The organism is Herbiconiux sp. 11R-BC (assembly GCF_049472555.1).
In the GTDB taxonomy this organism is placed as follows: Bacteria; Actinomycetota; Actinomycetes; order Actinomycetales; family Microbacteriaceae; genus Herbiconiux.
This window is the reverse complement of the sequence record NZ_JBCEBO010000001.1, coordinates 945,450-970,106: the sequence shown is the minus strand read 5'-3', so window position 1 is coordinate 970,106 and position 24,657 is coordinate 945,450. Positions and strand designations below refer to the sequence as shown.

At 72.3% G+C, this 24,657-nt stretch carries 17 protein-coding genes and 1 pseudogene; 9 read left to right on the top strand and 9 right to left on the bottom strand.

Features of this window, described 5'->3' with window-relative positions; all coding sequences use genetic code 11:
• Nucleotides 1–111: 111 nt before the first annotated feature.
• The 7 genes from VD659_RS04270 to VD659_RS04240 form a co-directional block, all read right to left on the bottom strand.
• Nucleotides 112–3,204, bottom strand: coding sequence for a fibronectin type III domain-containing protein (locus VD659_RS04270; protein WP_423259876.1), 3,093 nt, complete (start codon nucleotides 3,202–3,204; stop codon nucleotides 112–114).
• 67 nt (nucleotides 3,205–3,271) lie between these two features.
• Complete coding sequence (locus VD659_RS04265) at nucleotides 3,272–4,219, bottom strand: hypothetical protein (RefSeq protein ID WP_423259875.1); 948 nt, start codon at nucleotides 4,217–4,219, stop codon at nucleotides 3,272–3,274.
• The gene (locus VD659_RS04260) at nucleotides 4,216–5,163 is read right to left on the bottom strand and encodes a heme ABC transporter ATP-binding protein (RefSeq protein ID WP_423259874.1); all 948 of its coding nucleotides are present in this window, start codon (nucleotides 5,161–5,163) and stop codon (nucleotides 4,216–4,218) included. Before VD659_RS04260 ends, VD659_RS04265 begins: the two co-directional genes overlap by 4 nt.
• Nucleotides 5,160–6,155, bottom strand: coding sequence for a FecCD family ABC transporter permease (locus tag VD659_RS04255; RefSeq protein WP_423259873.1), 996 nt, complete (start codon nucleotides 6,153–6,155; stop codon nucleotides 5,160–5,162). The genes VD659_RS04260 and VD659_RS04255 overlap by 4 nt, the downstream gene beginning before the upstream one ends.
• 218 nt (nucleotides 6,156–6,373) lie before the next feature.
• The gene (locus VD659_RS04250; RefSeq protein ID WP_423259872.1) at nucleotides 6,374–7,552 is read right to left on the bottom strand and encodes a heme/hemin ABC transporter substrate-binding protein; all 1,179 of its coding nucleotides are present in this window, start codon (nucleotides 7,550–7,552) and stop codon (nucleotides 6,374–6,376) included.
• A gap of 127 nt (nucleotides 7,553–7,679) precedes the next feature.
• Complete coding sequence (locus VD659_RS04245; protein ID WP_423259871.1) at nucleotides 7,680–8,600, bottom strand: DsbA family protein; 921 nt, start codon at nucleotides 8,598–8,600, stop codon at nucleotides 7,680–7,682.
• Between the two features lie 132 nt (nucleotides 8,601–8,732).
• Nucleotides 8,733–9,593 (bottom strand): class I SAM-dependent methyltransferase, encoded by an 861-nt coding sequence (locus VD659_RS04240; protein WP_423259870.1) that lies wholly within the window; start codon nucleotides 9,591–9,593, stop codon nucleotides 8,733–8,735.
• 125 nt (nucleotides 9,594–9,718) lie between these two features.
• Between VD659_RS04240 and lipB the strand changes: the two are divergent.
• From lipB to VD659_RS04225, 3 genes and pseudogenes are all read left to right on the top strand, one after another.
• Nucleotides 9,719–10,363 (top strand): annotated as a pseudogene (gene lipB / locus VD659_RS04235) (lipoyl(octanoyl) transferase LipB); the annotation flags it as partial.
• A 164-nt stretch (nucleotides 10,364–10,527) separates the two neighbouring features.
• Entirely contained in the window at nucleotides 10,528–11,742 is a 1,215-nt protein-coding gene (gene lipA, locus VD659_RS04230; RefSeq protein ID WP_423259869.1) for a lipoyl synthase, read from the top strand.
• 101 nt (nucleotides 11,743–11,843) lie between these two features.
• Complete coding sequence (locus VD659_RS04225; protein WP_423259868.1) at nucleotides 11,844–12,287, top strand: VOC family protein; 444 nt, start codon at nucleotides 11,844–11,846, stop codon at nucleotides 12,285–12,287.
• Between the two features lie 204 nt (nucleotides 12,288–12,491).
• On the opposite strand, the gene VD659_RS04220 is transcribed toward VD659_RS04225, so the two are convergent.
• Nucleotides 12,492–12,914 carry a DUF1622 domain-containing protein gene (locus tag VD659_RS04220; RefSeq protein WP_423259867.1) on the bottom strand — a complete coding sequence of 141 codons (423 nt, stop codon included), beginning with the start codon at nucleotides 12,912–12,914 and terminating at the stop codon, nucleotides 12,492–12,494.
• Between the two features lie 103 nt (nucleotides 12,915–13,017).
• On the opposite strand from VD659_RS04220, the gene VD659_RS04215 reads away from it, so the two are divergent.
• From VD659_RS04215 to VD659_RS04200, 4 genes are all read left to right on the top strand, one after another.
• The gene (locus tag VD659_RS04215; RefSeq protein WP_423259866.1) at nucleotides 13,018–13,890 is read left to right on the top strand and encodes an aldo/keto reductase; all 873 of its coding nucleotides are present in this window, start codon (nucleotides 13,018–13,020) and stop codon (nucleotides 13,888–13,890) included.
• 105 nt (nucleotides 13,891–13,995) lie between these two features.
• Nucleotides 13,996–15,477 carry a glutathionylspermidine synthase family protein gene (locus VD659_RS04210; RefSeq protein WP_423259865.1) on the top strand — a complete coding sequence of 494 codons (1,482 nt, stop codon included), beginning with the start codon at nucleotides 13,996–13,998 and terminating at the stop codon, nucleotides 15,475–15,477.
• Nucleotides 15,474–16,055, top strand: a complete 582-nt coding sequence (locus tag VD659_RS04205; protein WP_423259864.1) for a hypothetical protein — start codon at nucleotides 15,474–15,476, stop codon at nucleotides 16,053–16,055. Before VD659_RS04210 ends, VD659_RS04205 begins: the two co-directional genes overlap by 4 nt.
• A 98-nt stretch (nucleotides 16,056–16,153) precedes the next feature.
• Nucleotides 16,154–18,049, top strand: coding sequence for a cell wall-binding repeat-containing protein (locus VD659_RS04200; protein ID WP_423259863.1), 1,896 nt, complete (start codon nucleotides 16,154–16,156; stop codon nucleotides 18,047–18,049).
• 124 nt (nucleotides 18,050–18,173) lie between these two features.
• On the opposite strand, the gene VD659_RS04195 is transcribed toward VD659_RS04200, so the two are convergent.
• On the bottom strand, nucleotides 18,174–22,724 hold the full coding sequence (locus VD659_RS04195) for a glycoside hydrolase family 97 N-terminal domain-containing protein (RefSeq protein ID WP_423259862.1): 4,551 nt from the start codon (nucleotides 22,722–22,724) through the stop codon (nucleotides 18,174–18,176).
• Nucleotides 22,725–22,988: 264 nt separating this feature from the next.
• Here VD659_RS04195 and VD659_RS04190 point away from each other — a divergent pair, with 264 nt between their 5' ends.
• Both VD659_RS04190 and VD659_RS04185 read left to right on the top strand, forming a co-directional pair.
• Nucleotides 22,989–23,564, top strand: coding sequence for a DNA-3-methyladenine glycosylase I (locus VD659_RS04190; protein ID WP_423259861.1), 576 nt, complete (start codon nucleotides 22,989–22,991; stop codon nucleotides 23,562–23,564).
• 46 nt (nucleotides 23,565–23,610) lie between these two features.
• Complete coding sequence (locus VD659_RS04185; RefSeq protein ID WP_423259860.1) at nucleotides 23,611–24,639, top strand: cell wall-binding repeat-containing protein; 1,029 nt, start codon at nucleotides 23,611–23,613, stop codon at nucleotides 24,637–24,639.
• Nucleotides 24,640–24,657: the final 18 nt, after the last annotated feature.

Sequence of the window (24,657 nt, the reverse complement as noted above, 5' to 3'; positions counted from 1 at the left end):
TGACTCCCAGTCGGGGAACGCGGCCGTCAGGAGTGGCGGCTCGCGGCGGATCCCGCGACGGAATGTGTTCACGGGATAAGGCAAGCCTATCCTTAACTAAGTAAGGGTTACCTAATTAACTCTCGCGGTCTTCCCGAGAGCCACGAGCCCTCCGCCCACGCCGGCGATCACCGTCACCAGCCCGAGCAGCGCCACGAGCGCGAACAGGAGCAGCAGCACCTCGCGGGCCGGCACCTCGGACGCGGGCGACTCGACGATGACGACCGAGGATGCGGCCGACACCGCGACCGGGGCGGCGTCCGCCAGCGCGGGCGCAGCCGGCAGAACAGCGGCGGCGGGAAGCTTCGGCGGGGGCAGCTTGCCCACCGGAACCCGCGCGCTCGCCTTCTCGGCCGTCTCCGCCGGTGCCACGGGCGCAGCGAAGCTCGCGGCGTCGTAGCCGATCGCGAACGGCAGGGCCACTTTCGCCGAGTCGGCCTGGCCGCCGCTGGAGTACCAGTAGGCCGCCTGACCCGACGCCCCATGGAAGTCGATGAAACTCTGCGGGAACGCTCCCCAGTCGGCACCGGATCGCGCCTGCGCGCTCTGGCCGGCGGGCACCGACACGGCGACCCCGCGGTAGTCGGGTGTGACCGTGAAGCCGTCGGCGCCCACCTGCACCCCGCTGAACACCGCGAGCGTCACCGAGCGTTCGGCCAGCGGCACCCAGGTGGAGGCGTCGTCCCGGTCGGAACCGAAGCCGCCGACCGTCGCGGTCAGCGTGCCGGCGCCGTTCTCCACCGTCAGCACCGGGTCGCTGAGGTACCAGAACGACAGGCCACCGTAGTAGACCACGGTGACGTCGGCGTCCCACCGGATGCTCGCGCTTCCCGTGGCGACGTCGACCTGCCCGGTGCCGCCGCTCATCACGAACTGGTTGCCGCCGAACGGCGTGGTCGTTCCCGATCCGAGGGGGGCGCCGGTGCGGTCGAGGCATTTCGTGTCCCAGGATGCGCGCACGTAGCGGCCCGAGGCATCCGGCTTCTCGATCACGACGTTCTGCGCATCGGCCGAGTACTGCGACGGCGCGAAGACGGCGGAGCCGCCCGGGTCGGGGGTGCGACCGGCCGAGAGGTAGTTGCAGCCGCCGAAGTAGGCGCCGTTGTTGGTCTCGTCGTTCAGGCCCCAGCGCAGCACGGCGTCGTCGAGCGTGAGTGTTCCGGCCGTGCTCGGCACGACGCGCACGAGCACGACGGTGGCGCCGCCCCCGGCGATCGCCGGGCCGCCGTTGAGCTCGCTGTCGCTGACGAAGAGCAGCCAGTGCTCGCCCACGGCGAGGCCCTTCGTCGAGACGGTGAGCTGCGGGCGGGCGGATGCGGCGGTGCCGGATGTCGCGGTCCCGGCGAAGACCGCGTCGCCGTACCACCAGGCCTCACCGGTTTGGGCGACGGTCCACGGCACGGTGACCGTCGCATCCTGCCCCTGTTCCACCGTGGTGGAGCCGCCGGGGCCCGCGCTCGCGTCGGCCACGGCGCCGGTGTCGATCGCAGCCTGCAACGCGGCCCGGTCGGCGAAGGCCGGCGCGCGGCTGCCCGGGGTCGAACCCTGGGGTGTCGTCACGAGCGGGCTGAAATCGGAGAACTCGCCCACCCCGGCGGAGTTGACGGCGGCGACGCGCACGGAATACGCGGTGCCGGGTGTGAGGCCGCCGAAGCGGGCCACCGGTGCCGCGGCCGGGTCGGTCACGGCCACGTCGGAACGCGCGACGAGACCGCTGCCCGCCGCGAAGAGCTCGACCCGGTAGCCCGTCACGGCCGCGCCCCCGGTGTAGCGGCCGGTCGTGGCGGGGCCCGTCCAGCTCACCGTGCGGGCGGACTCGGCGGTCGGTGCCGGCGGGATGCTCGACCACTCGCTCGCCGGCGCCCGGGTGCCGAGCGTCTGGGCGGCGAAGTCGCTCGACCACGCGGGCACGGCGCTCGTGGGCGAAGACCCGCGGAACTGCTTCACCCCGCCGACGAGGTCGTAGGCGACGACTCCCGCGAGGTAGCGGCTCGAGCCCTGGAGTCCCGTGACGACAGCGGAGGTGACGCTGCCGACGTCGAGCGTGGTGGCGATGAAGGAGTTGGCGCTCGTCGCCACCTGGTCGTGGCGCCGTTCCAGGATGCGCACGAGGTACCCGGCCGGAGCCGGGTCGCCGGCCGCCGCCTCCCATCGCACCGCGAATCCCTCGGCCGTGGGCGCGCTCAGCACGGGTGTGCCGGCCCGCGCGGTGGAGAGGGCTCCCGCGCTCGCCGCGGGCAGCGGCACGACGTCGCTCACGAGCGGGCCGGGCAGGGCGGAGGCGCCGTCGAGCAGGGTGACCCGGGCGATCACGCTGGTGCTGCCGAAGCCGACGCCCTCGACGCGGTAGCGGGTCGCGGCGGCGTCGAGCTCGACTCGCGCGACGAGGGCGTTGGAATTGGTGACCGAACGGCCGGTGAAGAGCTCCACCCGGTAGCCGAGCGGCGTGACGGCTGTGGGGGGCGCCCAGGAGATGTCGACCCCGAAGTCGACGCCGGCCGGGTCGGCCTGCACGAGCACCTGGCCCGGAGCCGGCGTGGCAGGCGCCACCCAGGTGGACGCGGGCAGCGGGGTGGGGGCCGTCGGGACGACGGCGGGGGCGGCCGCGACCGGGGCCGGGGTCGGGGTGGCGGGGGAGGTGGAGGTGAGGGAGGGGGTGCTTGCGGGGGTGGGAGCCGAAGTCGAGGTGCTCGTGGGTGCGGGGGTCTCGATCGCCGCCGGCTTCGGAGCCGGCAGGCTTGCGGAGTCGGAGGGCGCCGGTGAGGGCTCCGGCGTCGCTGTGGGTGACTCGGAAGGCGCGCTCGCTGGCGTCTCTTCGCCCTCGGAGGGAGCCGGGCTCGGCGTCGTCTCGCTCCCGATCCCGATCCCGCTGCCGGACCCGGCCGCGGTGGGGCTCTCCGGCCCGGACCCCATGGTGCTGTCGTCGGCTGCGGGAGAGCCCGGCGTGTCGCCGGCGCCGAACACCGCCGCGGTGCTCGCCATCGGCGCGGCCTCGGGGGCGGCCGCGAACGCAGCGGCGGGCGACGACGCGACGGTGAGGGCTATGGCGAGGGCGGCGATCGCGCCGACCGTGCGCATCCGGAGTCGCCAGCGGCGCGTGCGTGTCGGATGGCCGGTCGGGGCCGGTGCGGCGGTGCGGTCCGCGGTCGCGTCGGCCGCGTGCATCCGGAGCGGCGCTCTACGCCCACGGCCGGGCCGCTCCCCGGGTGCAGCGTTGACACGCGGACTCATCTCAGGCCCCGGACTTCGTGTCGGCTGCATCCGGGCCGGATTCGGATGCGGGCGGCGCCGCGCCCGCCGTCGCCGAGGCGACCGCGGAGCGCTTGCGCGAGGAGAGCACCGCCCACACCAGGAACCCGATCGCGGCCAGCGCGAGCACCCCGACGCCGCCCACGGCGGCCAGCAGGATCGGAACGAGGTCCGCGTCGTCGGAGGCGTCGGCCGGCGCGGCGATGATGGTGGTGGTGACGGGGGCGGGGGCCTCCGACGCCACCACCGGAGCGGGTGCGGCCGAAGCGGCGGCCGCGGCAGCAGCATCCGCCGCCGCCTTCTCGGCGGCAGCAGCGGCCTGGGCCGCCGCGTCGCCCGAGTAGAGGTCGGTGAACGAGATCGGTGTGAAGCTCTCGTTGCTGGGGTTCACCACGCCATGGGCGCCGATGGTGATGATGCCGCACTGCACCTGCAGGCAGTCGACCGTCGTGACGTCGCCGTTGCGGTCGTACGACTCGAACGACGACCCCGGGATCTTCAGCTGCCCCGACCACGACCCGTCGGCCGACACCTCGCCGCCGTTCGCCGACGACTCGGTCGACGAACCGGGGAACGACACGAAAAGCTGGTAGCCCACCGGGTTCGCCTCGTCGTCGTAGACGTACCGGTAGCTCGATCCGGTCGCGCCGCCCTGGCTGGGCGCCCAGGCGCCGCCCTCGACCCAGCCGAAGAACACGTAGATGCCGCCGAACCCGCTCGGGATCGACTGGAACCCGCGGCCCGTCACCGTGACGTCGGTCAGGTAGTTCGCGTCGGCCACGCCCACGAGCTCGGGCTGGCCGGTGACGGTCACGGTCACCGATCCGGCCGCGTGCGCCGCGGGAGCAGGTCCGGCGAGGGTCGCGGCGCCCGAGAACAGAGCGGTGGCGACGAGCGCGGCGGCGGCCGCGCGGGCGAGGCGGGTTCTCACGATGACTCCTTGGCGAGGTCGGGTTCGGTGGAAGAGGCGGGGGCGTGGGCCGGGGTGCCGGCACTGCGGTGATCCGGGCCGGCCGGGCCGCGCGCGTCCGCATCCCCGCCGGCGGACGCGCGCACCGGCAGGATCAGCGCCGTTCCGGTCACCGGATGCCGCATCACCTCGACCGGCAGCTCGTAGACGGCGCTGAGCAGCGGCGCGGTGAGCACCGCATCCGGGGCTCCGTCGGCCACCACCCGCCCGCCGGCGATCAGCACGATGCGGTCGGCGTACGCCGCCGCGAGGCTCAGGTCGTGCAGCACGACGACCACGCAGTCGCCGGCGCGGGCGCGGTCGCGCGCGATGCGCAGAACGTCTTCCTGGTGCCGCAGGTCGAGGGCGGCGGTGGGCTCGTCGAGCAGCAGGATGCCGGTCTCCTGCGCCAGGATGCGCGCGAGCGACGCCCGCGCCCGCTCCCCGCCCGAGAGCGAGGGCAGCGGTCGCTCGGTGAAGCGCCCGAGCTCGGTGAGCGCGATCGACTCGGCCACCACCCGGTCGTCGTCGGCGTCGCGCGGGGTGCCCTGCCAGGGTGCGCGGCCCATCTCCACGACCTCGCGCACGGTGAAGGGGAAGAACACCCCGTTCTGCTGCAGCAGCACCGCCCGGCGGCGTCCGAGCTCACGCAGGCTCCACTCGCCGAGCGCGCGGCCGGCGATCTCGACGCGCCCGGCCGTGGTGGCCTGGTCGCCGGTCACCACCGAGAGCAGGGTCGACTTGCCGGCGCCGTTCGGCCCGATGAGGGCCACGACCTCGCCGGGCGAGGCTTCGAACGAGACGTCGTCGAGGATGCTCGTCCCCCCGATCGACACACTCGCCCCCTGCACCCGCAGAGCGGGCGCGCCAGACCCGCGCGGCGCCTCCGCCCCCGCGATCGACCGGTCGCGTGAACGCGCGCTCATCCCCAACCTCCGGCCTTCTTGCGGGTGCGGCGGAGCAGCCAGAAGAAGAAGGGGCCGCCGATGAGCGAGGTGAGCAGCCCGATCGGCAGGTCGGCCATCGGCACGGCGGTGCGCGCCACGAGGTCGGCGAGCACGAGCAGCACCGAGCCGCCGAGGGTCGAGGCGATGAGCAGCGAGCGGTGCGCGGGCCCGATGATCATGCGCATGAGGTGCGGGATGACGAGCCCCACGAACGCGATGATGCCGCAGAACGCCACCGCCCCGCCCACGAGCAGCGCCACCAGCACGATGGACAGGATGCGCAGCCCCTCCACGTTCACGCCCAGGTGCCGCGCCGGCTTCTCGCCGAGCGAGAGCAGGTCGTAGCGGCGCGAGAGCAGGAAGGCCACGGCGATGCCGGCGAGCACGACCGGCACGACCACGAGCACGTCCTGCCAGCGCGAGCCGTTGAGGCTGCCGAGCTGCCAGAACACGATGGCCTCCCGCGACTGCTGGTCGGCCAGGAACATGAACAGCGCGAGCCCGGCCCCCGCGAAGGCGTTCACGGCGATGCCGGTGAGCACGAGCGTCACGACCTCGGTCTTGCCGTTCGCGCGCGAGACGCCGTAGACGAGGAAGGTGGCGGCGAGGCCGGCCGCGAAGGCGCAGAGCGCGATGCTCCAGTCGCCCGCGAAGTTCAGGCCGAAGGTGATGGCGGCGGCCGCGCCGAGTGCGGCGCCCGAGCTGACCCCCACCACGCCGGGCTCGGCGAGCGGGTTGCCGAAGATCGCCTGCATGATCATGCCGGCGGCCGCGAGGGCCGCGCCCACGAGCACGGCCATGGCCACGCGCGGGAAGCGGATGGTCCACAGCGCGCTGTCCCCGTTCGGATGCGCGGGCAGCGGCCACAGCTCGATGCCGACGCGGCGCATGATCGAGCCGAGCACCTCGTCGGGGGCGATCGCGAGCTGCCCGGTTCCGGCCGCCACGAGCGACACCGCCACGAGTGCCATGGCCAGGGTCGTGAACAGGATCGCTTTCCGCCCGGGCCGCACGCGCCGGGGTAGCGGGTCGACGCTCGCCTCGAGCCCAGGCTCGGGGAGGGACGGATCGGGGCGGGAAAGCCCGGGGCGGGTGGGCTCAGCGAGGGACGGCTCAGCGAGCGGCCGCCCGGCGAGGGCGGGCTCGACGGAGTCTTGCCCGGCGGGGGTCGGGCGGGTGCGCGGGGCGCTCACCGGGCGAAGCCCGAGGACTCGGGGGCGTAGATGGCGCGGGCCAGGGCATCGAGCACCCCGGCGGTGCGCGGGCCGAAGCTCAGCACCTCGTAGTCGCTCATGTCGACGATGCGCCGGTTCTGGCCGGCGGGCGTCTCGGCCACGGCCGGGATGCGCTCGAGCAGCCCGTCGACGCCACCCACCGACTCGAGGCCCTTCGTCATCATCAGCAGGATGTCGGGCTGCGCCTTCACGAGCGCCTCTGCGGTCATCGGCCGCATGCCCTGCCAGCCGATCTCGCCGGCCACGTCGACGCCCCCGAGCGCCCGGATGAGCGCATCCGCCCCCGATTCCTCGCCGAAGATGTAGTACACCCCGGCGTTGCCGCGCGCGTAGAGGAACAGGATGCGCGGCCGCTCGGCCGGGTCTGCCGGCGCCACCGCGGCGATCTGCGCGATCTCGTCGGCGGTCTCCTGATTCACCCGCTCGGTGAGCACGCGGCCCCGCTCGGGCACGCCCAGGGCCGAGGCCACGAGGTCCACGATCTGCCCCACGTTGTCGAGATTGCGCTCGGGTGTGGTCACGACCACCGGGATGCCCGCCTCGCGCACCTGCAGCACCACGTCCCACGGCCCGATCGAGGAGTCGGTGATGAGCACGCTGGGGTTCAGCGCCAGGATGGCCTCGGCGTTCAGCTCGTGCCCGTTCTGCGTGACCAGCGGCAGATCGGCTGCGCCGGCGAAGCTCGTGGAGGTGTCCCGGCCCACGACGCTGTCGCCGAGCCCGAGGCCGAACACGGTGGCGGCGAGGGTGCCGTAGATGTCGAGGGCGAGGATGCGGCTGGTGTCGGTGACCGTGACGGAGGTGCCCTGGTTGTCGGTGACGGTCGCGGGGAGCGCGGGAGGGGCATCCGTGCCGCTGCCCGTGCCGCCGGCGGAGGCGCTGGTGACCGGTTCGACGCCGGTGTCCTCCAGGCAGGCGGTGGACTCCCCGACGTGGGTCTTGGGGTCGGCCACGAGGGGGAGCTCGGCGAGCGGCGTGCCGCTCGACACGCACTGCGCGACCGCTGCCGAACCGCTGCCGGCGGAACCCGACGCCGAGCCGGAGCAGGCTCCGAGTCCGGCCGCCGTCGCGAGGGCGATCGCGATCGCGAGGGCGGCGCGAGCGCGGCGGTGCAGGGGTGTGGAGGCGGTCATGGATCCGGAATCGTCGATGCTCGGAGAGCGAGGCTCCGGGCGCGGGAAAGACGATCCCGATACTAGTTAGGTAAGGCTTACCTAGTCAAACGGTCCCGACGCTGCGGTCGGGGAGGCGGGGGGCCTCCTACGGCGTGGGCGTCGGGGTCGGCGTCGCCGTGCTGCCGGCGCCGGTCGCCTTGCCGAAGACGTCGGTGATGAAGGTGTTGAGGGCGGTCGTGTCGTCGAGCGCGCCGGTGTAGGCGGTGCCGTCCATGACGATGAGCGGAACGGTGGTGAGCGCCGTCACGTCGGAGTTCGGCACGTTCGCCTTGGCGCGGTCGGTGGCGCCCTTGACCCAGTCGTCGAACTCGTTGCCGGTGATGCACGAGGCGATCTTCGCGTCGGTGGCCCCGGCCGTGTTCACGAGGGAGACCAGCGCGTCGTTCGTGAGGCCGCCCTCCGGAAGCGTCGACTGCGCCTTGATCAGGGCGTTGTGCACGGCGAGCACCGCATCCGGCGTCGTGTTCGCCACGCAGGCCACCGCGTTCGCGGCGCGCGTGGAGTAACTGTTCGACGAGCCGTCGCCGTCGAGCGCCACCGGGTGCAGCTCGATGCTCGCGTAGCCCGGGGTCACGTAGCTCTGCAGGGCGGCCCCGTTGGCGGTCTCGAACTTCGCCGCGTCGGCGCTCGCGTAGTCGATGTACTCGGTGATGCGCAGAACCTTCGACACGTCGAGCGCCTGCGCCACCGGGGTCTCGCCGGGCTGCAGCGCGACGGTGGCGGTGGCCGTGGTGTTGGTGCCGTCGCCGGTGAAGAGGATGCCGTCGCTCAGCATGTTGGCCGGGCCCACGAAGGTCGCCCGGACGGTGTTGTAGATCGTCACGCCCGCCACGGCGAGCGCGGCGACGCCGACGACGATGAGGCTCGAGCGCAGGATGATGCGGTTGCGCCGTCTGCGCCGCCGCTCCTCCTCGCGCTGGATGCGGGCCAGTTCGCGGGCGAGCGCCTGCCGGTCCTTCTTCGGGAGCCCGTCGTAGATGCTCTTGTCGGACTTCGCGGGGCTCATGCCGGGGATTCTCCTGCTCCTGCTCGTGGGCTCGTGGGCTCGTGACGGTGCGGTGCCGCGCAGGGCGGTGCCGTGCAGGGCGACGGTAGGGGCGCCGGCTATGAGCTTGCCATGAGCCGGATGGGAGAACGGTCAGGCCCGCCGGGCCTCGATCAGGGCGCGTTCGCTGTGGCACACGAAGGAGCCGTCGGCGAGGATGCGCTCGTGCAGCGCGAGCAGGCGGTCGCGGTAGCGCTCGACGGTGAAGCCGGGCACGGTCCAGAGCACCTTGCGCAGAAAGTGGACAACCGCACCGATGTCGAAGAACTCCACTCGCGTGGACTCGTGCAGGGCCTCCACCACCCGGAGGCCCGCCGCCTGCGCCCCGCGCACGAGGCTCTCGAGGCTGCGCTCGTGGTTCTCGCCCAGCGGCTGCGGTCCCATCAGGAACTCGTAGAGCCCGCGGTTCGACCCCGCCGCGACCTGCTGAGAGAGGAAGGCGCCCCCGGGCCGCAGCACCCGCGCGACCTCCGGCCAGTCGGTGCGCACCGGATGCCGGCTGGTCACGAGGTCGAAGCGGCCCTCCGCGAACGGCAGCGGCGCATCCGGTGACACCTGCACCACCTCGCCGCGGAACAGCTCGAGCCGCTCGCGGGCGAGCGCGAGGTTCGGCGCCCAGCCCTCGGTGGCCCAGACCGTGCGCGGGATGCGCCCCGCGCGACCCGCCGCCGCGAGGGACACGGCGAACACCTCGCCTCCGCCGGTCTGCAGGTCGAGCACGCTGTCGACCGGATGAGCGGGCGCGGTGCGGTCGTGCGTGGGCGTCACTGCGCCGGTGGCGTCCGCGATGCGCTCCGCCACGAGTTGCGCGTAGCCCCAGCTGGGCCGCTCCTCGGTGGCGCGGATGCGTCCGCCCGGCCCGGTCGCCTCGCCGAACCACGAGAAGTCCCACCCCTCCACGGGAACCGCCTCGCCCTCGGCGATCAGCTCCTCGAACCCGCGCTGCGCATCCATGCCACCATCCTGCCCCGGCTGCAGTTCGGCCAGGTGATGACGGAGGCGATGACTCGCTTGGGAGGCACGGTCGAATCGTGCCGGACTGATTATTGGACTCGGTACAGATAACGTACGATGGCCGCATGACAGACTTCGTCGTCGAAGGCGTGGGGCGGCGGCTCGTCCCCTACGCCGAAGGGCTCGCGCTGCAAGCGGCGCTGCACGACCGCGTTCTCGCGGGGGAGGCGCCCGACACGGTGATCCTGCTCGAGCACGAGGCGGTCTACACCGCCGGCAAGCGCACCGAGCCCTCCGAACGGCCCGTCGACGACACCCCCGTCATCGACGTCGACCGCGGCGGCAAGATCACCTGGCACGGCCCCGGCCAGCTCGTCGGCTACCCGATCGTGCGCCTGCCCGACCCCATCGACGTCGTGGCCTACGTGCGTTCGCTCGAGTCGCTGCTGCTCGACATCGTGCACGAGCTCGGGGTTCCCGCCCACCGCGTCGAGGGCCGCTCCGGCATCTGGCTCACCCGCCCCGACGGCAGCACCGCCAAGCTCGGCGCCATCGGCATCCGAGTGGCCGGGGGCGTAACGACGCACGGCTTCGCGCTCAACTGCAGCAACAGCCTCGAGGCCTACGAGAAGATCGTGGCCTGCGGCATCCGGGATGCCGGGGTCACCACGATCTCCGAGGTGCTCGGCCGCACGGTAGAGCCGGCCGACCTCGTCGCCGCCGTGCAGGCGCGCTTCGAGTCGCCGCGCGAGCAGGCGGAGCGGGTGGCCGCGGATGCCGCCGAGACCGCTCCGGAGCCGTCGCCGGGGGTGCACACGACGTCGGCGTCGCCCGTTCGCGCGTCGTCCGCGGATGCGCCGCTCGAACCCGCGACGGATGCCGCCCGGGCCGCCGTCGCCGAGCCCGCCCTGGTGGCCGCCCGATGAGCGCGAAGATGCTCGGATCCACCGGAGCGCCCGAGCCGGAGCAGCCGTCGTACGAGGGCCTCGGCCTCGGCATGCCCGCCGCCCGCACGGCCGTCGACGCGCACGCCGCGGTGCTGGCGGCGATCTCGAAGAGCGGCGGTGCGGCATCCGGAGCCGGGGCATCCGCCGCCCACGCGCCCGCCGCATCCGCCGCCCACGCCGGCGCGACCCTCGCCCCCGACCCGAACGCGGCCGCCGTGCCCGGCGCCCGCAAGCTGCTGCGCCTCGAGGCGCGCAACGCCGAGACGCCGATCGAGCGCAAGCCCGAGTGGATCAAGACGAAGGCCAAGTTCGGCCCCGAATACCGCACCCTGCAGGCCCTCGTGAAGACGCAGGACCTGCACACGGTGTGCCAGGAGGCCGGCTGCCCCAACATCTTCGAGTGCTGGGAGGACCGCGAGGCCACCTTCCTCATCGGCGGCTCGCAGTGCACCCGCCGCTGCGACTTCTGCCAGATCGACACCGGCAAGCCCGCCGACTACGACCGTGACGAGCCCCGCCGGGTGGCCGAGTCGGTCGTGTCGATGAACCTGCGCTACGCCACCGTCACCGGCGTGGCCCGCGACGACCTGCCCGACGAGGGCGCGTGGCTGCACGCCGAGACGGTGCGCAAGATCCACGAGCTCAACCCGGGCACGGGGGTCGAGATCCTGGCCACCGACTTCTCGGGCAACCCGGATCTCCTCGCCGAGGTCTTCTCGTCGCGGCCCGAAGTGTTCGCCCACAACGTCGAGACGGTGCCGCGCATCTTCAAGCGCATCCGGCCGGCGTTCCGCTACGAGCGCTCGCTCGACGTCATCACGCAGGCGCGGGATGCGCGGCTCATCACCAAGTCGAACCTCATCCTCGGCATGGGCGAGACCCGCGAGGAGATCTCGCAGGCGCTGCAGGATCTGCACGACGCCGGCACCGACATCATTACGGTCACGCAGTACCTGCGGCCCTCGCCCCGGCACCTGCCGGTGGCGTCGTGGGTGCGGCCGGAGGAGTTCGTCGAGATCAAGGAGGAAGCCGAGGAGATCGGCTTCCTCGGTGTGCTCGCCGGCCCGCTCGTGCGTTCCTCCTACCGGGCCGGCCGCCTGTGGGCGCAGTCGATGCGGCACAAGGGCTGGGACATCCCCGCCGCCCTGCAGCCCCTCGCCGACGCCGCCGCCACCCCCACGGGCTTCGCCCAGGCGGTCTAGCGCCCCCACACGCCCCTTCACAGGCATCGACCGGTCACGAATGGCCCCTATTCCCCGTGCAAAGGGGCCATTTGCGACTGCTCGATGGCAGGCTGGGGCGCATGGAGCAGCGAACGGACTTCATCACCCTCGCGACCGGCGATCTCGACGCGGCGCGGGCCTTCTATGTGGAGGGGCTCGGGTGGGAGCCGCTGCTCGACGTGCCGGGCGAGATCCTGTTCTTGCAGGTCGGGCACGGCCTCGTGCTCGGGCTCTTCGACGCGGAGGCCTTCGCGGCCGACCTCGACGCCGAGGCGCCGGGCCCGGCGCCGGTGGTGAGCGGCGTCACCCTCTCCCACAACGTGGGCTCGGCGGCCGAGGTCGACGCGGCGGTCGAGCGGATGCGTGCTGCCGGCGGCAGCATCCGGAAGCCCCCGCAGGCGGCTGCGTTCGGCGGCTACCACGGCCACGTCGCCGACCCGAACGGCGTCGTCTGGGAGGTGGCCTTCAACCCCGGCTGGAGCGTCGACGCCGAGGGCCGCGTGCGGCTGGTGCCGGTGGAGTAGTGGCGGGTGCGGGCTGCCGACTGCGGGCTGCGGGCTGCTTGCCTGCGGGCCGCGCGGCCAGGTCGCACGGGCGCCCGTGGGGCGGCCCGGTCAGCTTCCCCGCGGGGAGGAGCCGGCGACCCCGGACGGCGCTGCGGCCCCGGACGGCGCTGCGACTCCGGACGGCGCTGCGACTCCGGACGGCGCTGCGGCCCCGGATGGCCCTCAGGGATCGGCCGGCGCTGCGGGATCGGCCAGGGATGCGGCATCCGCCTGGCTCGCACCCTCCGCCGGGCCCGCACCATCCGTCGCCGGCGCCTTCTGCCACGGCCAGCGCCCGGTGATCTCGAGCTCGAGCGAGAAGCTGAGGAAGGTGCGGATGAGCACGATCGCGCCCAGCACCGCCACGCTCTCGAGCGTCGGGGTCACGGCGACCGTGCGGATGATGTCGGCGGCCACGAGCAGTTCGAGCCCGAGCAGGATGGCGCGCCCCAGCAGGCGGCGGAACTGGGTGTACACCGGATGCCGGTGCCGCACGGCGCGGGTGAGCGCGTTGACCGCCGCGAAGAGCGCTCCGACGACGATGGCGGCGACGCCCGCCACGTCGAGCACCTTGCCCACGAGCTCGATGACCCCGTTGAAGTCCATGAACGCCTCCGTCTGCGGCGCCGGCCGCCGCTGATGTCAGCGTGGCAGGTGCGGTCATCCGGAGCAACGGAATGGCCGGCACGCGTGGGGCGTTGGCATCTGCATGACCTCCACCGATCTCTCCAAGCCTGCCGCCGCATCCGGAACCTTCGCCATCGGCGGTGATCTCGTCGTCAACCGCCTCGGATTCGGCACCATGCAGCTCACCGGGCCCGGCGTCTGGGGTGAGCCCGCCGACCGCGCCGCCGCGATCGCCGTGCTCCGCCGGGCCGTCGAGCTCGGCGTGACCCTCATCGACACCGCGGATGCCTATGGCCCGTTCGTGACCGACGCCCTCATCCGCGAGGCGCTGTACCCCTACGCCGACGGCGTGGCGATCGCCACGAAGGTGGGCTTCACGCGCCAGGGGCCGAACCAGTGGATCCCGGTCGGCCGCCCCGAGTACCTCCGTCAGCAGACCGAGCTCAACCTGCGCCACCTCGGCGTCGACCGCATCGACCTGCTGCAGCTGCACCGCATCGACCCGAAGGTGCCGCTCGACGACCAGATCGGCGAGCTGGCGGCCCTGCAGAGCGAGGGCAAGGTGCGGCACATCGGGCTCTCCGAGGTGTCGGTGCAGGATGTCGAGGCGGCGCGGGCGATCGCGCCGATCGTCTCGGTGCAGAACCTGTTCAACCTCACGAACCGCTCGGCCGAGCCGCTGCTGGACTACTCCTCGGCGAACGGCATCGCGTTCATCCCGTGGTTCCCGCTCGCGACGGGCAAGCTCTCGGGCAGCGGCTCGCCGCTGGCAGAACTCGCGGCCTCGCACGGGGTGGCGCCGAGCCAGCTCGCGCTCGCCTGGCTGCTGCGCCGCTCGCCGGTGATGCTGCCGATTCCGGGCACCTCCTCGGTGGCGCACCTCGAGGAGAACGTGGCCGCCGCGGCCCTCGAGCTCTCGGCCGAGGAGTACGCGGCGCTCGACGCGCTCCGCTGAGGAGGCTTTCGAGCGACAACGGAGGAAATTCGGGGTGCTCGCGTGCACTACGTCGACGAACCCCCCGAATTTCCTCCGTTATCGCGGCCCCGCGATAATGGGGGCATGCGACGCATCGAGGTCACGCCGCGGCCCGACTGGCGTGAGCGCTGCGACGCGGTGGGCTTCAGCTTCTACGACCTCGAGTCGGAGGGCGGCCGCCCCTACTGGAGCGAAGGCGCCGCCTACGTGTTCACGAGCCCCGAGATCGAGCTGATCGAGGCTGCGACGAAGGAGCTCTTCGACCGCTGCATGGACGCGGTCGAGCACGTCGTGCGCCACCGCCGCTTCGACGAGTTCGGCATCCCGGGGCGGTTCCACGAGCTGGTGCGGGCGTCGTGGGACGACGACGACCCGACTGTCTACGGCCGCTTCGACCTCGCCTACGACGACGGCGCCGGCGCGCCGGGCCTCGCCGGCCGGCCCACGGCCCCGGGCAGTCGGCGCCCGCCGACCGTCAAGCTGCTCGAGTTCAACGCCGACACCCCCACCTCGCTCGTCGAAACGGCGGCCGCCCAGTGGCAGTGGCTCGAGGAGCAGACCGCCGCGGGCGTTCTGCCCGCCGGCGCCGACCAGTTCAACGGCCTGCACGAGCTGCTGATCGAGCAGTGGGAGCACGTGCGCACCGCCCGCTGGGGCCTCGCACCCGGCGCGCGCCTGCACCTCGCGAGCCTGCACGACACCGGCGACCCCGGCGCCGAGCTCATCGTCGAGGACTTCGACACCGTGGCCTACATGGCCGAGACCGCCGCGGCCGCGGGCTTCGATCCGAAGCTGATCTTCATGGAGGAGCTCAGCTTCAGCCTCGAGCGCGGCCTCTTCCTCGACGCCGACGGCGAGCCCGTGCGGCACATCTTCAAGCTCTACCCCTGGGAATGGATGATCGCCGAGCAGTTCGGCGGCTTCCTGCCGAACAGCCGCGGCGTGACGGCGTGGGTGGAGCCGGCCTGGAAGCTGCTGCTCAGCAACAAGCAGCTGCTCGTGGTGCTGTGGGAGCTGTTCCCCGGGCATCCCAACCTGCTGCCGGCGTTCGCGGAGCCGGAGAGTGGTGCGGATGCGACGGGTGCGGGCGCGACCGCCGGTGCGACCGCGGGTGCGACCGCGGGGACCGGCCCGGATGCGCTGTCCGCGCTGGCCGGACGCGCCACCGTGCGCAAGCCCCGCCTCGGCCGCGAGGGCGCGAACGTCACCGTGCTCGACGCCTCCGGAGCGGTGGTGGCCGAAGCCTCGGGCGCCTACGGCGACGAGGGCTTCATCGTGCAGGAGCGCGCCCGCTTCTCCGACATCCCCGGCAAGACCGCCGTGATCGGCAGCTGGATCGTGGGCGAGACCCCCGCGGGCATCGACCTGCGCGAGACGAGCGGCCCGATCACGGGCGACCTCGCCGAGTTCGTTGCGCACTACATCGAGCCGGATGACGGCGGGGCCGGCTCCCTGCAGACCGGCCGCGGTACCGCGCGAGCCGCCTCGGACACGCCGCCTGCCGCTCCGGCGAACCCGGCCGACGGCGGCGCGGGCCCGGGCATCCGGGGCAGGATGGAAGCGTGACCGCCGCCCGCACCTCCGCCCTCGCGCTCTCCGGCATCGCGGCGGCGAAGCGCGCGGCCGTGCGCCGGCCGGCCGTGTCACGCACGGCCGCCGTCGTGTCGATCGCCGGCGCGGTGCTCGCGCTCTCGGGCTGCGCGCCCACCGACGAGGGCATCGTGATCGAGGGCGCCGACGGCCAGAAGTACGTCATCCCCGACAACGCCGAGCGCCCGATGTACGACTCGAAGGAGGCCTGCATCGCCGACGTGACCGCGCAGATCCAGCAGCTCGAGGCCCAGGGCGAGACCATCGCCGACAAGCCCGAAGACCTGTGCGAGTCGTCGGAGGCCTATCCTCAGGCCCACTACGCGCATCCGTGGCTCGGCCCCATCATCTTCGCGGGCTCCCGCTGGAACTCGCCGAACGTGGCCGGCTGGTCGGGCGTGCCGACTGCGGGTTTCGCGGCCCCGGGCGCGAAGCTGCAACCGGATGTCGTCAGCCCGGCCCCCGCGGGCGCCGCGGCGGGCGAGCGGGCGCCCCTCAAGTCGGGCTTCGGCTCCTCGGGCAAGAGCGGCTTCGGGTCGAGCGTCGGCGGCTGAGACGCCGAGCGCCGGCGACGCCGACGAGATGGCTCCCCTTCGGCCGATCATGAGCTAAACTCATCGATGGGCCGGGAACCTGTCGATCGGAAATCAGCATGGTCACGCCATTCGGCACCCCTCGGTCCTCGCGCGCCAAGACGCGTTCGGGGGCCCTCGCAGCGTTCGCAGCGCTCGGTCTGCTCGCCGCGATGTTCTCCCAGCCCACGGCGGCGCAGGCGGCGCCGGCGCCGGTCGCGATCGACGACAACTACTCGGCTCTCCCCGGTGCCACTGTGGAGCCCACGGGCCTGGGTGTGTTCGCGAACGACACCGACGCCGACGGCGCGTCGATGACGATCAAGCTGCTCACGAACCCCACCCGGGGAACGGCCACGGTCACCGGCCCGGGCCTCTTCCGCTACGAGCCCGAAGAGCTCTTCACCGGCACCGACACCTTCACGTACTGCATCGTCTTCCGGGTCGACCCGTTGACCTGCCTCTCGGAGGCAGCCACGGTCACGATCGATTCCGCGTCGCCCACCGCTGTCGACGACGCCTACTCGACGCCGGTGAACACGGCACTGACGGTGTCGGCGCCCGGCGTGCTCGCGAACGACGCCCACGTGCTGGCCCCGATGACGGCGAAGTTCGACCCGGTCGCCTACGGCACTGTCACGGCGGGCAGCGGAGGGGCGTTCGGCTACGCCCCTCCGCCAGGCTTCCGCGGCACGCAGAGCTTCCGCTACTGCGTCGTGGCGAGCGCGGCATCCACCGTCTGCATCTCGGACTTCGCCACCGTGACGGTCCGCGTCGGCCTCGACGGCCTGGTCGCGGTGGGTGACCACTACGAGACCTCGGCGGGCTCGACCCTGACGGTTCCGGCGGCGACGGGGCTGCTGGCGAACGACCAGGGTGTGGTGGCCACCGACCGGATCCTGGCGGCCCAACCGCAGCACGGAACGGTCGAGGTGGGCGGCGATGGTCGTTTCACCTACACGCCGGCTGACGGTTTCGCGGGCAGTGACTCCTTCGACTACTGCATCTCCGCGGTCGCCAATACGAGGCCCTGCCTGTCGCTCCTCGCGACCGTCACGCTCACCGTGCAGCCGGTCGCGTTCCGCGTCGGCGGCGACGACCGCTTCGCCGTCTCCGCCGCGGTGTCCGCCCGCACCTTCGCGCCCGGTGTCGCGGTGGCCTATGTGGCCTCCGGAGCCGTGTTCGCCGACGCCCTCTCCGGTGCCGCCGCGGCCGGTGCCGCCCATGGGCCGGTACTGCTCACCACCCGCGACGCCGTGCCCCCGGTGGTGCTCGACGAGCTCCGCCGACTGAGGCCGGCGAAGATCGTCGTGCTCGGCGGCACCGCGAGCGTCGGCACGGCCGTCGAGGACGCACTGCGCCCGCTCGCCCCCTCGCTCGACCGCTACGCCGGCGCCGATCGCTACGCCGTCTCGGCCGAGGTGTCGAAGCATGCCTTCGCGAGCAACGCCCCCGTCGTCTACGTCGCCTCCGGGCAGAACTTCCCGGATGCGCTCGCCGGCTCTGCGGCGGCCGGTCACCTCGGTGGCCCGGTGCTGCTGGTGACCCGTGACTCCGTCTCGGCCGAGGTCGCCGCTGAACTCGCGCGCCTGAAGCCGGCGCGCATCGTCGTGCTCGGTGGCCCGAACTCGGTGTCCGCGGAGGTGCTCGGAACCCTCGCGGGGATCGCACCGGCCACCCGCATCGGGGGCGCCGACCGCTTCGAGGTCTCCGCGAATGTGTCGGCGAACACCTTCCCGGCGGGCGCACCGACCGTGTACATCGCCTCGGGCGCGGTCTTCCCCGACGCCCTCTCGGGCTCCTCGGCCGCGGTGGTGCACTCGGCTCCGGTGCTGCTCGTGACGGCCACCGGCATCCCGGCTGCCGTGGCTGCGGAGCTCGACCGCCTCAAGCCCGGTCGCATCATCGTGCTCGGCGGCACGAACACGGTCTCGGATGCGGTGCTCGCCGCGCTGCGCGAGCACCTCGTGGGCTGAACCCTTCATCGAGAAGTCGCATTGTGCCCCTATCCGGACGGGATAGCGGCACAATGCGACGTGTCGACGGGCTGAGGCGGTCGGGGGAGGAGCCCGGGGCGCGTGGCCCCGGCCCCTCCGGGCGCTACCCGAGCGCGGTCAGCGTCAGCGTCGCCTGGTAGGTGCCGTCCGACACGCTCACGGGGAAGCGCAGGTCGAGCGCGGCGCCGAGCTTCGCGGAGCCCGCCACGTGACCGGCCGCGCCGCTGCCGAGCGTCGACGCCGTCGAGAGGCCGGTGCCCGACTCGAAGCCCGACAGCACCGGAGCGCCGACGACCGCGCCGCCGCCCGCCTCCACGAGCGTCGGCGTCCACCCGAGGTACGTGCCCGAGAACGAGCGGCTGCCGTCGGCCGAGCGGAAGTCGCTCACCTGCGCCGAGAGCGACCACTGCGGCGCCGGCACCCGGGTGTCGGTGACCCGCACGGGGTTGATGCTGCCCACGGCGGCGAAGTGGTCGCCGCTCTGGGTGGCGGTGCCGAGGTCGACGAGCGTGTTGGTGCCATCGATGTTCCAGACGAACTCGCCGGGCTCGCCGGTGCCCGCCTTCGGAATGGCGACCTGCACCTGCTCGGTGCCCGTCGCATCCGGGTCGGACGGCGACGCGCTCTCCGGCACCGCGGTCAGCACGGGGCGGCCCCGACCGGCGTCGAAGGTCCAGACCGAGCCGAAGTCCCAGCCGATCGCCGCATAGGTCGACTGCAGCGCGAGCTCGGCCGCGGTGCGGTTCGCCCCGTTGAGGTTGGTCGCGGTGCCGGTCGTGATGGCAGCCCCGTTCACCGTTGCGCTGTCGAGCGAGAGGTTGCCGGTGTACGTCGGCGTGCCGTTCTCCCGGGCCAGGATGCGCGCCCGCGGTGAGTTGGCGGTCTGCACCGAGCCGCTCACCACGACGTTGCCCGTCACCTTGGTGCCCGCGTAGCCGTAGCCGGTGAGGATGCCGCCGTTCTGCACCTCGGCCTTCACGGTGGCGTTCACCACGTAGTCGTCCAGCAGCAGGCCGGAGGCCGAGTTCCACGCCGTGAGGCCGCCGGCCTCCCAGTTGGCCGTGACCCGGGCATCCACGGTGTAGCTGTTCTTCACCTGGCCGGTGTTCTCGGCCGCGATCGGCGCGGTGCGCCAACCGCCCGAGACCGTCGAGCCCGACACGAACACCTGGTCGATGAGGCCGTTGTTCGTGACGGCCACCACGGCGACCCGGGTCGACTGCACGTACGCCCCGGTGACCACCGAGGTGGCGTCGAGGAACCCGAGCTGGCGGATGGTGCCGGAGTTGTTCACGATGAACGCCTTCGACTCCGTGCCGGCGACCTCGAGGCCGATGATCTTGTGGCCCGCGCCCTCGAGGGTTCCGTCGAAGGAGGCGACGGGGGTCCAGGGCTTGGTGAGGGTGATGTCCTTCGTGAGGGTGAACGTGGCGGAGGGATGCTGCGCGAGGAGCGCGAGGTCGGCCTCGGTCGCGAGGGCGAACGGCCCGTTCGAGCCGTCGTTCAGCGGGTTGTCGATCGCCTGCGTCGTGATGCGGGCGAGGAAGCCGCCGCCCGACGCCACCGTGGGCGTGAGCACCGTCGACGAGTCCACCGTGGTGGTCGTGCGGTTCATCGTGGTGCCGACCGTTTTGTCGGTGTACACGTCGGCGTTGTAGCGGGTGCCGGCCGGCAGGAAGCCGAGCGGCAGCGAGAGCGTGCCCGGGGCGGTGGTGCCCGCGGTCACGGCGATCCAGTACTCGCCGTCGGATGTCTCGCGCACCACGCCGGCGAGGCCGCCGATGCTGCTCTGCGGCAGCACCCAGCTGCGCTTCCAGGTGGTGGGCAGGTTCTTCACGACGTCCCCGACCAGGGCGTTGTACTGCCCGCCCGGTGCGATGTTCGACGGCCGCTCCGAGAGCTGCAGGTAGGGCATCGAGTAGACCACGGTCGACGCGAGCTGGTGCGACCAGGTGACGTTGCCGCCCGATCCCGAGAGCAGGAACGGCGTGTAGTCGGCCGGCCCGGCCACGAGCCGGGTGAACGGCGCGAGCGTGTTCTGGTTCGCGTCGTAGCCCGACTGCAGGCCCTTGATGGCCTCGCGGCCGAGCTCGTTCGGGTAGGTGCGGTTGAGGCCCGTGGGCTCGAGGGGGTTGTGGTAGATCACCATGAGCTTGCGCGCAGCGGCATCCTTCGCCGTGTCACCGAAGAAGTTGACCTTGGTCTCGGTCTCGTCGAAGGTGTGGTCGATCTTGAGCCCCGCGATGCCGCTGGCCTTCGACAGGTCGAGGTAGGCGGCCCGGAAGTCGGGGTTCTGCAGGCTCTTCTGCGGGTAGCTGCTGCCGCTGCCGTAGCTGATGCCGCTCGTGAAGCTCGTGTCGGCGCCGGCCCCGTTGTCGTAGTCGGTCCACAGCCAGACGTCGACCGGGAAGGCCTTGGCCTTGCCGCGGGCGGCGAGCTCGGCGATCTTCGCGAAGCGCGCCGCCGTGTTCGAGCCCCACGAGGCATCCGTGAGGTTGCCTTCGATGAGCACGCCCGGGATGCCGGCCTCGGAGGCCGAGTCGATGAGCGACTGGATGCCGGTGAAGCTCTGGTCGTTCGTGGAGAGGGTTGACCAGGCGTTCGTGCCGGGGCGGATCCAGCTGGTGTCGCCGCCGGGGAACACCGACTGGTCGATCGGCGCGTTCACCGAGGTGACGATGTCGGAGTTCGTGAGGCCCGTGAGGTCGGCAGCGATCGTCACCACGCGGAACGGCGAGTGCAGCGTGGACGGCTTCACCGCGAAGGTGCCCTGCCCGTTGTCGGTGGCCCAGTAATAGGTCGACACGGAGCCGCCGCTCGTGGTGCGGAGGGCGATGGCGGGCCAGTCGCGCACATCCGCTTCGGTGATGTTGGCGAAGCCGGCGTAGCCGGGCAGCTCCACCGTGGGCAGCACCGTGATGCTCTGCGCACCCGCGTCGGCGAACGACTTGCGGGTGAAGCTGTTCTGCAGGTCGTCGATGGTGCTGGGGGTGGTGACCTGGTAGTCGAGCATCGAGGCCGGGTCGAACGAGAAGGTGGTCTTCTCGCTGTTCACGGTCTTGCCCGCGAGGCTCGGGTCGAGCACGTAGCGCACCGCGATGCCGGAGTCGAAGACGCGCAGCTCGACCGAGACGAGGCTCTGCGTGGCCGCGCCACCGCCGGTTCCGCCGGCGCTGCGCACGAGGGGCAGCACGCTCGCGTTGTGGTGGTCGCGCGCGGTGTCGTGGAAGCCCATCAGCGGATAGGACTCGTCGACGGATGCGGTGCTCGCGGTGCCGAGGGTGACGCCCGTTCCCCAATCGGTGCCGTCGACCACGAGGCCGAGGGCCGAGGGCTTCACCACGGTGACGCCGCGCTGGGTGACGGTGTAGCTGAGGGTGCCGGCGGCATCCGTGGAGACGGTGGCGACGGTCTGGCCGTCGGGGCTCGTGACGGTGCTCGAGGCGCTGAGGTCGGCGGGCGCCGTGGGGGTCGGCGTCGGGGTGGCCGTCGCCGTGGGGGTGGGCGTCGCGGTGGGAGTGGCCGTCGGCACGTCGGGGGTGGTCTTCTCGGTCACCGCGGCGAGCCGGGGGCGCCCGGTGGCGGCATCCATGGTCCAGATGCTCGTGAAGTCCCAGCCGATGGCGGCGAAGGTGGCCTGCTGGCCGAGCTCGGCGGCGGTCTTGTCCAGACCCTGGCGGTTGTCGGCGGCCCCGCCGGTGACGGTGGCCGTGCCGAGCTTGATGGTGTTGAGCGCGAGGTTGTTGGAGTACGTCGCGCCGCGGCCGCCCACGCTCGTGTTGTTCTGGCCGTTGATGCGGCCGATGTTGTTGGCCGACTGGCCCGAGCCCTGGGTCGCGGAGCCGCGGAGGGCCACGGCGCCCGAGATGGTGGCGGTGCTGTAGCTGTAGCCGCTAATCAGGCCGATGTTGCGGGTGTCGCTCGTGGCGGTGACGTCGGCGTAGACGTTCGTGATGCGCTCGGTGCCGACGTTGTCGTTGCGCGCGGTGATGCCGCCGGTCTCCCAGCTGGCGTGCACGGATCCGGCGAAATAGCTGTTCTGGATGGTGCCGCCGGAGAGGTTGTCGGCCACGATGCCGCCGCCACGCCAGCCGCCGTCGATGGAGCCCGTGACGTAGACCTGGTCGAGGAGGCCGTGGTTGTTCACCACGACGGAGGCCTTCTTGGTGGCGGTGACCGAGGTCTCGGCCGCGGCGTTGCCCGTGATGCTGACGCCGCTGAAGCCGATCTTCTGGATGGTGCCGCTGTTGGCGTTGATGAGGGCGGCCGACTTGTCGGCGCCGCTCGAGGCCGTGTAGGCCTTCGAGCCGGAGTAGTCGACGGTGAGCCCGAAGACGGTGTGGCCGGCACCGTCGAGGGTGCCGGAGAAGCTGTCGATCATCGTCACCGGGGCGGTGAGGGCGATGTCGGAGGTGAGCTGGTAGCGGGCCTTGCTGGCGCCCGTTCCGGCGGTGTCGGCGTTGGCCGCCGCGATGAAGGCGCCGAACTCGTCGGGCGTGCCGATGAGGAAGGGGTCGGCGGTGGTGCCGGCGCCCGGGAGGCTCGTTTCGGCGTGGGCGAGGTAGCCGGAGCCCACTCCGGCGGCGACGAGCGTGGCCGCCACGGCTGCAGCGGCGGCGGCGATGCCGAGCTGCAGTCCTCGTTTTCGGGTCATCGGGTGGGTAGTCACGGGGGAGGGTCCTCTCACTGGGCGCACGGGTGCGGTGCAGAACGACATTCGTCGGGCAGGGCGGCGCCCGGTGGTCGCGCGACTGAAGGGATGCTCTCGGGGCGGTGAATTGTGACCGACCGGCGGGCGCACTACAGGTGTCGGGTGCTGGGTGTCGGATGCGGGTGGCCGGATGTCGGACCCTGGGCGTCGGAAGCGGGGAGCCGGATGCCGGGCCCGCGCGTCGGTGGCGGGTGGGAGGATCGGGGCATGACCGATCCCGCCTCCGACGGCACCTGCCCCTGGGCCACCGGTTCGCCCGCGATGCGCGCCTACCACGACGCCGAGTGGGGTGTGCCCTCGCGAGACGACCACTACCTGTTCGAGTTCCTCGTGCTCGAGGGGGCGCAGGCCGGGCTCTCCTGGTCCACCATCCTCAACCGGCGGGCGGGCTACGCGCGGGCCTTCCACGACTTCGACGTGACGGCAGTCGCCACGATGGGCGACGACGAGCTTTCAGCCCTCATGCTCGATCCGGGCATCATCCGCAACCGCCTGAAGATCTTCGGCACCCGCAAGAACGCGCTCGCCTTCATCCGGGTTCAGGAGGAGTTCGGCAGCTTCGCCGACTACGTCTGGGGCTGGGTCGACGGCATGCCCGTGGTGCGGGCCCCGGATATCGCCGGCTTCCCGGCCACCACCGAGCTCTCCGACCGCCTCAGCAAAGACCTCAAGAAGCGCGGCTTCACCTTCGTGGGCTCCACCATCGTCTACGCCTATCTGCAGGCGGTCGGCGTGGTCGACGATCACGTGCCGAGCTGCCCGGCGAAAGCCTTGCAAAGCTGAGCATTACTCGGATATGATGAACGCTCCTCTTCGCGATCGGAGCGTCATGAAGTCCTTCGGTGCACTCGCTACGGCGACGGCTGTCCTCCTGGCCCTGGTGCTCGCTCCGGGAGGTGCGGCCGGAGCGGCGTCGGTGAAGCGCTGCCCACTCATGCAGAGAGTGTCACCCGGCGTCGAGCGCCTCGGCGGCGCGGACCGATACGAGGTCGCTGTTCATGCCTCACAGGCCGCATTCCCCGCCGGCGCCGATGTCGTCTACTTCGCCTCGGGGGCGACCTTCCCCGATGCTCTGTCGGGATCGGCGGTCGCCGGCGCACAGCGTGGCCCGGTCCTCCTCCTACCGAAAGACGAGGTGCCGCCGGCCGTCAAGGCCGAGTTGGCAAGGCTCGCGCCCGCGCGGATCGTCTTCCTCGGCGGCACACAGTCGATTTCGGCCGAGCTCGAGCAATCCCTCCGGTACTTCCCTGCCTCATTCGAGCGCGTGGCGGGCGCCGACCGCTACGAGGTGTCGGTGTCGCTCGCTCGCAAGGCTTTCAACGGTGCCAGCCGCAGGGTGTTCGTCGCGTCGGGGGAGGGCTTCCCGGATGCCCTGTCGGCCAGTGCCGCGGCCGGTGACGCTGGTGGCCCGGTGCTGCTGGTGACGAAGAACGCCGTTCCCGAGGTCGTGCTCGACCTGCTGCGCGAAGAGGTTCAGCTTCAGGACATCGTCGTGGTGGGCGGTCCGGCGACCATCAGCGATGCCGTCGTCGCCCAACTCGCGCCGTTCGCGCGGGTCAACCGCATCGGCGGTGTCGACCGCTTCGCAGCGTCGGCGGCCACGTCGGCCTACGAGTTCTGCGCCGACCGCTCGACCGTCTTCGTCGCGTCGGGAGCGGTCTTCCCCGATGCTCTCGCGGGATCGGCGGCGGCCATCGCGGCGGGTGGGCCGGTTCTCCTCGTGGGTCAGGACTCCGTGCCCGCCGACGTGGCAGCCGAACTGCGGCGATTGAACCCGATGCAGATCAAGGTTCTGGGTGGACCCAACACGGTCTCCGAACGTGTGGTCGCCGACCTGGCGCAGTACTTGCGGCCCTGAGCCGGGGGTGCCCGAAAC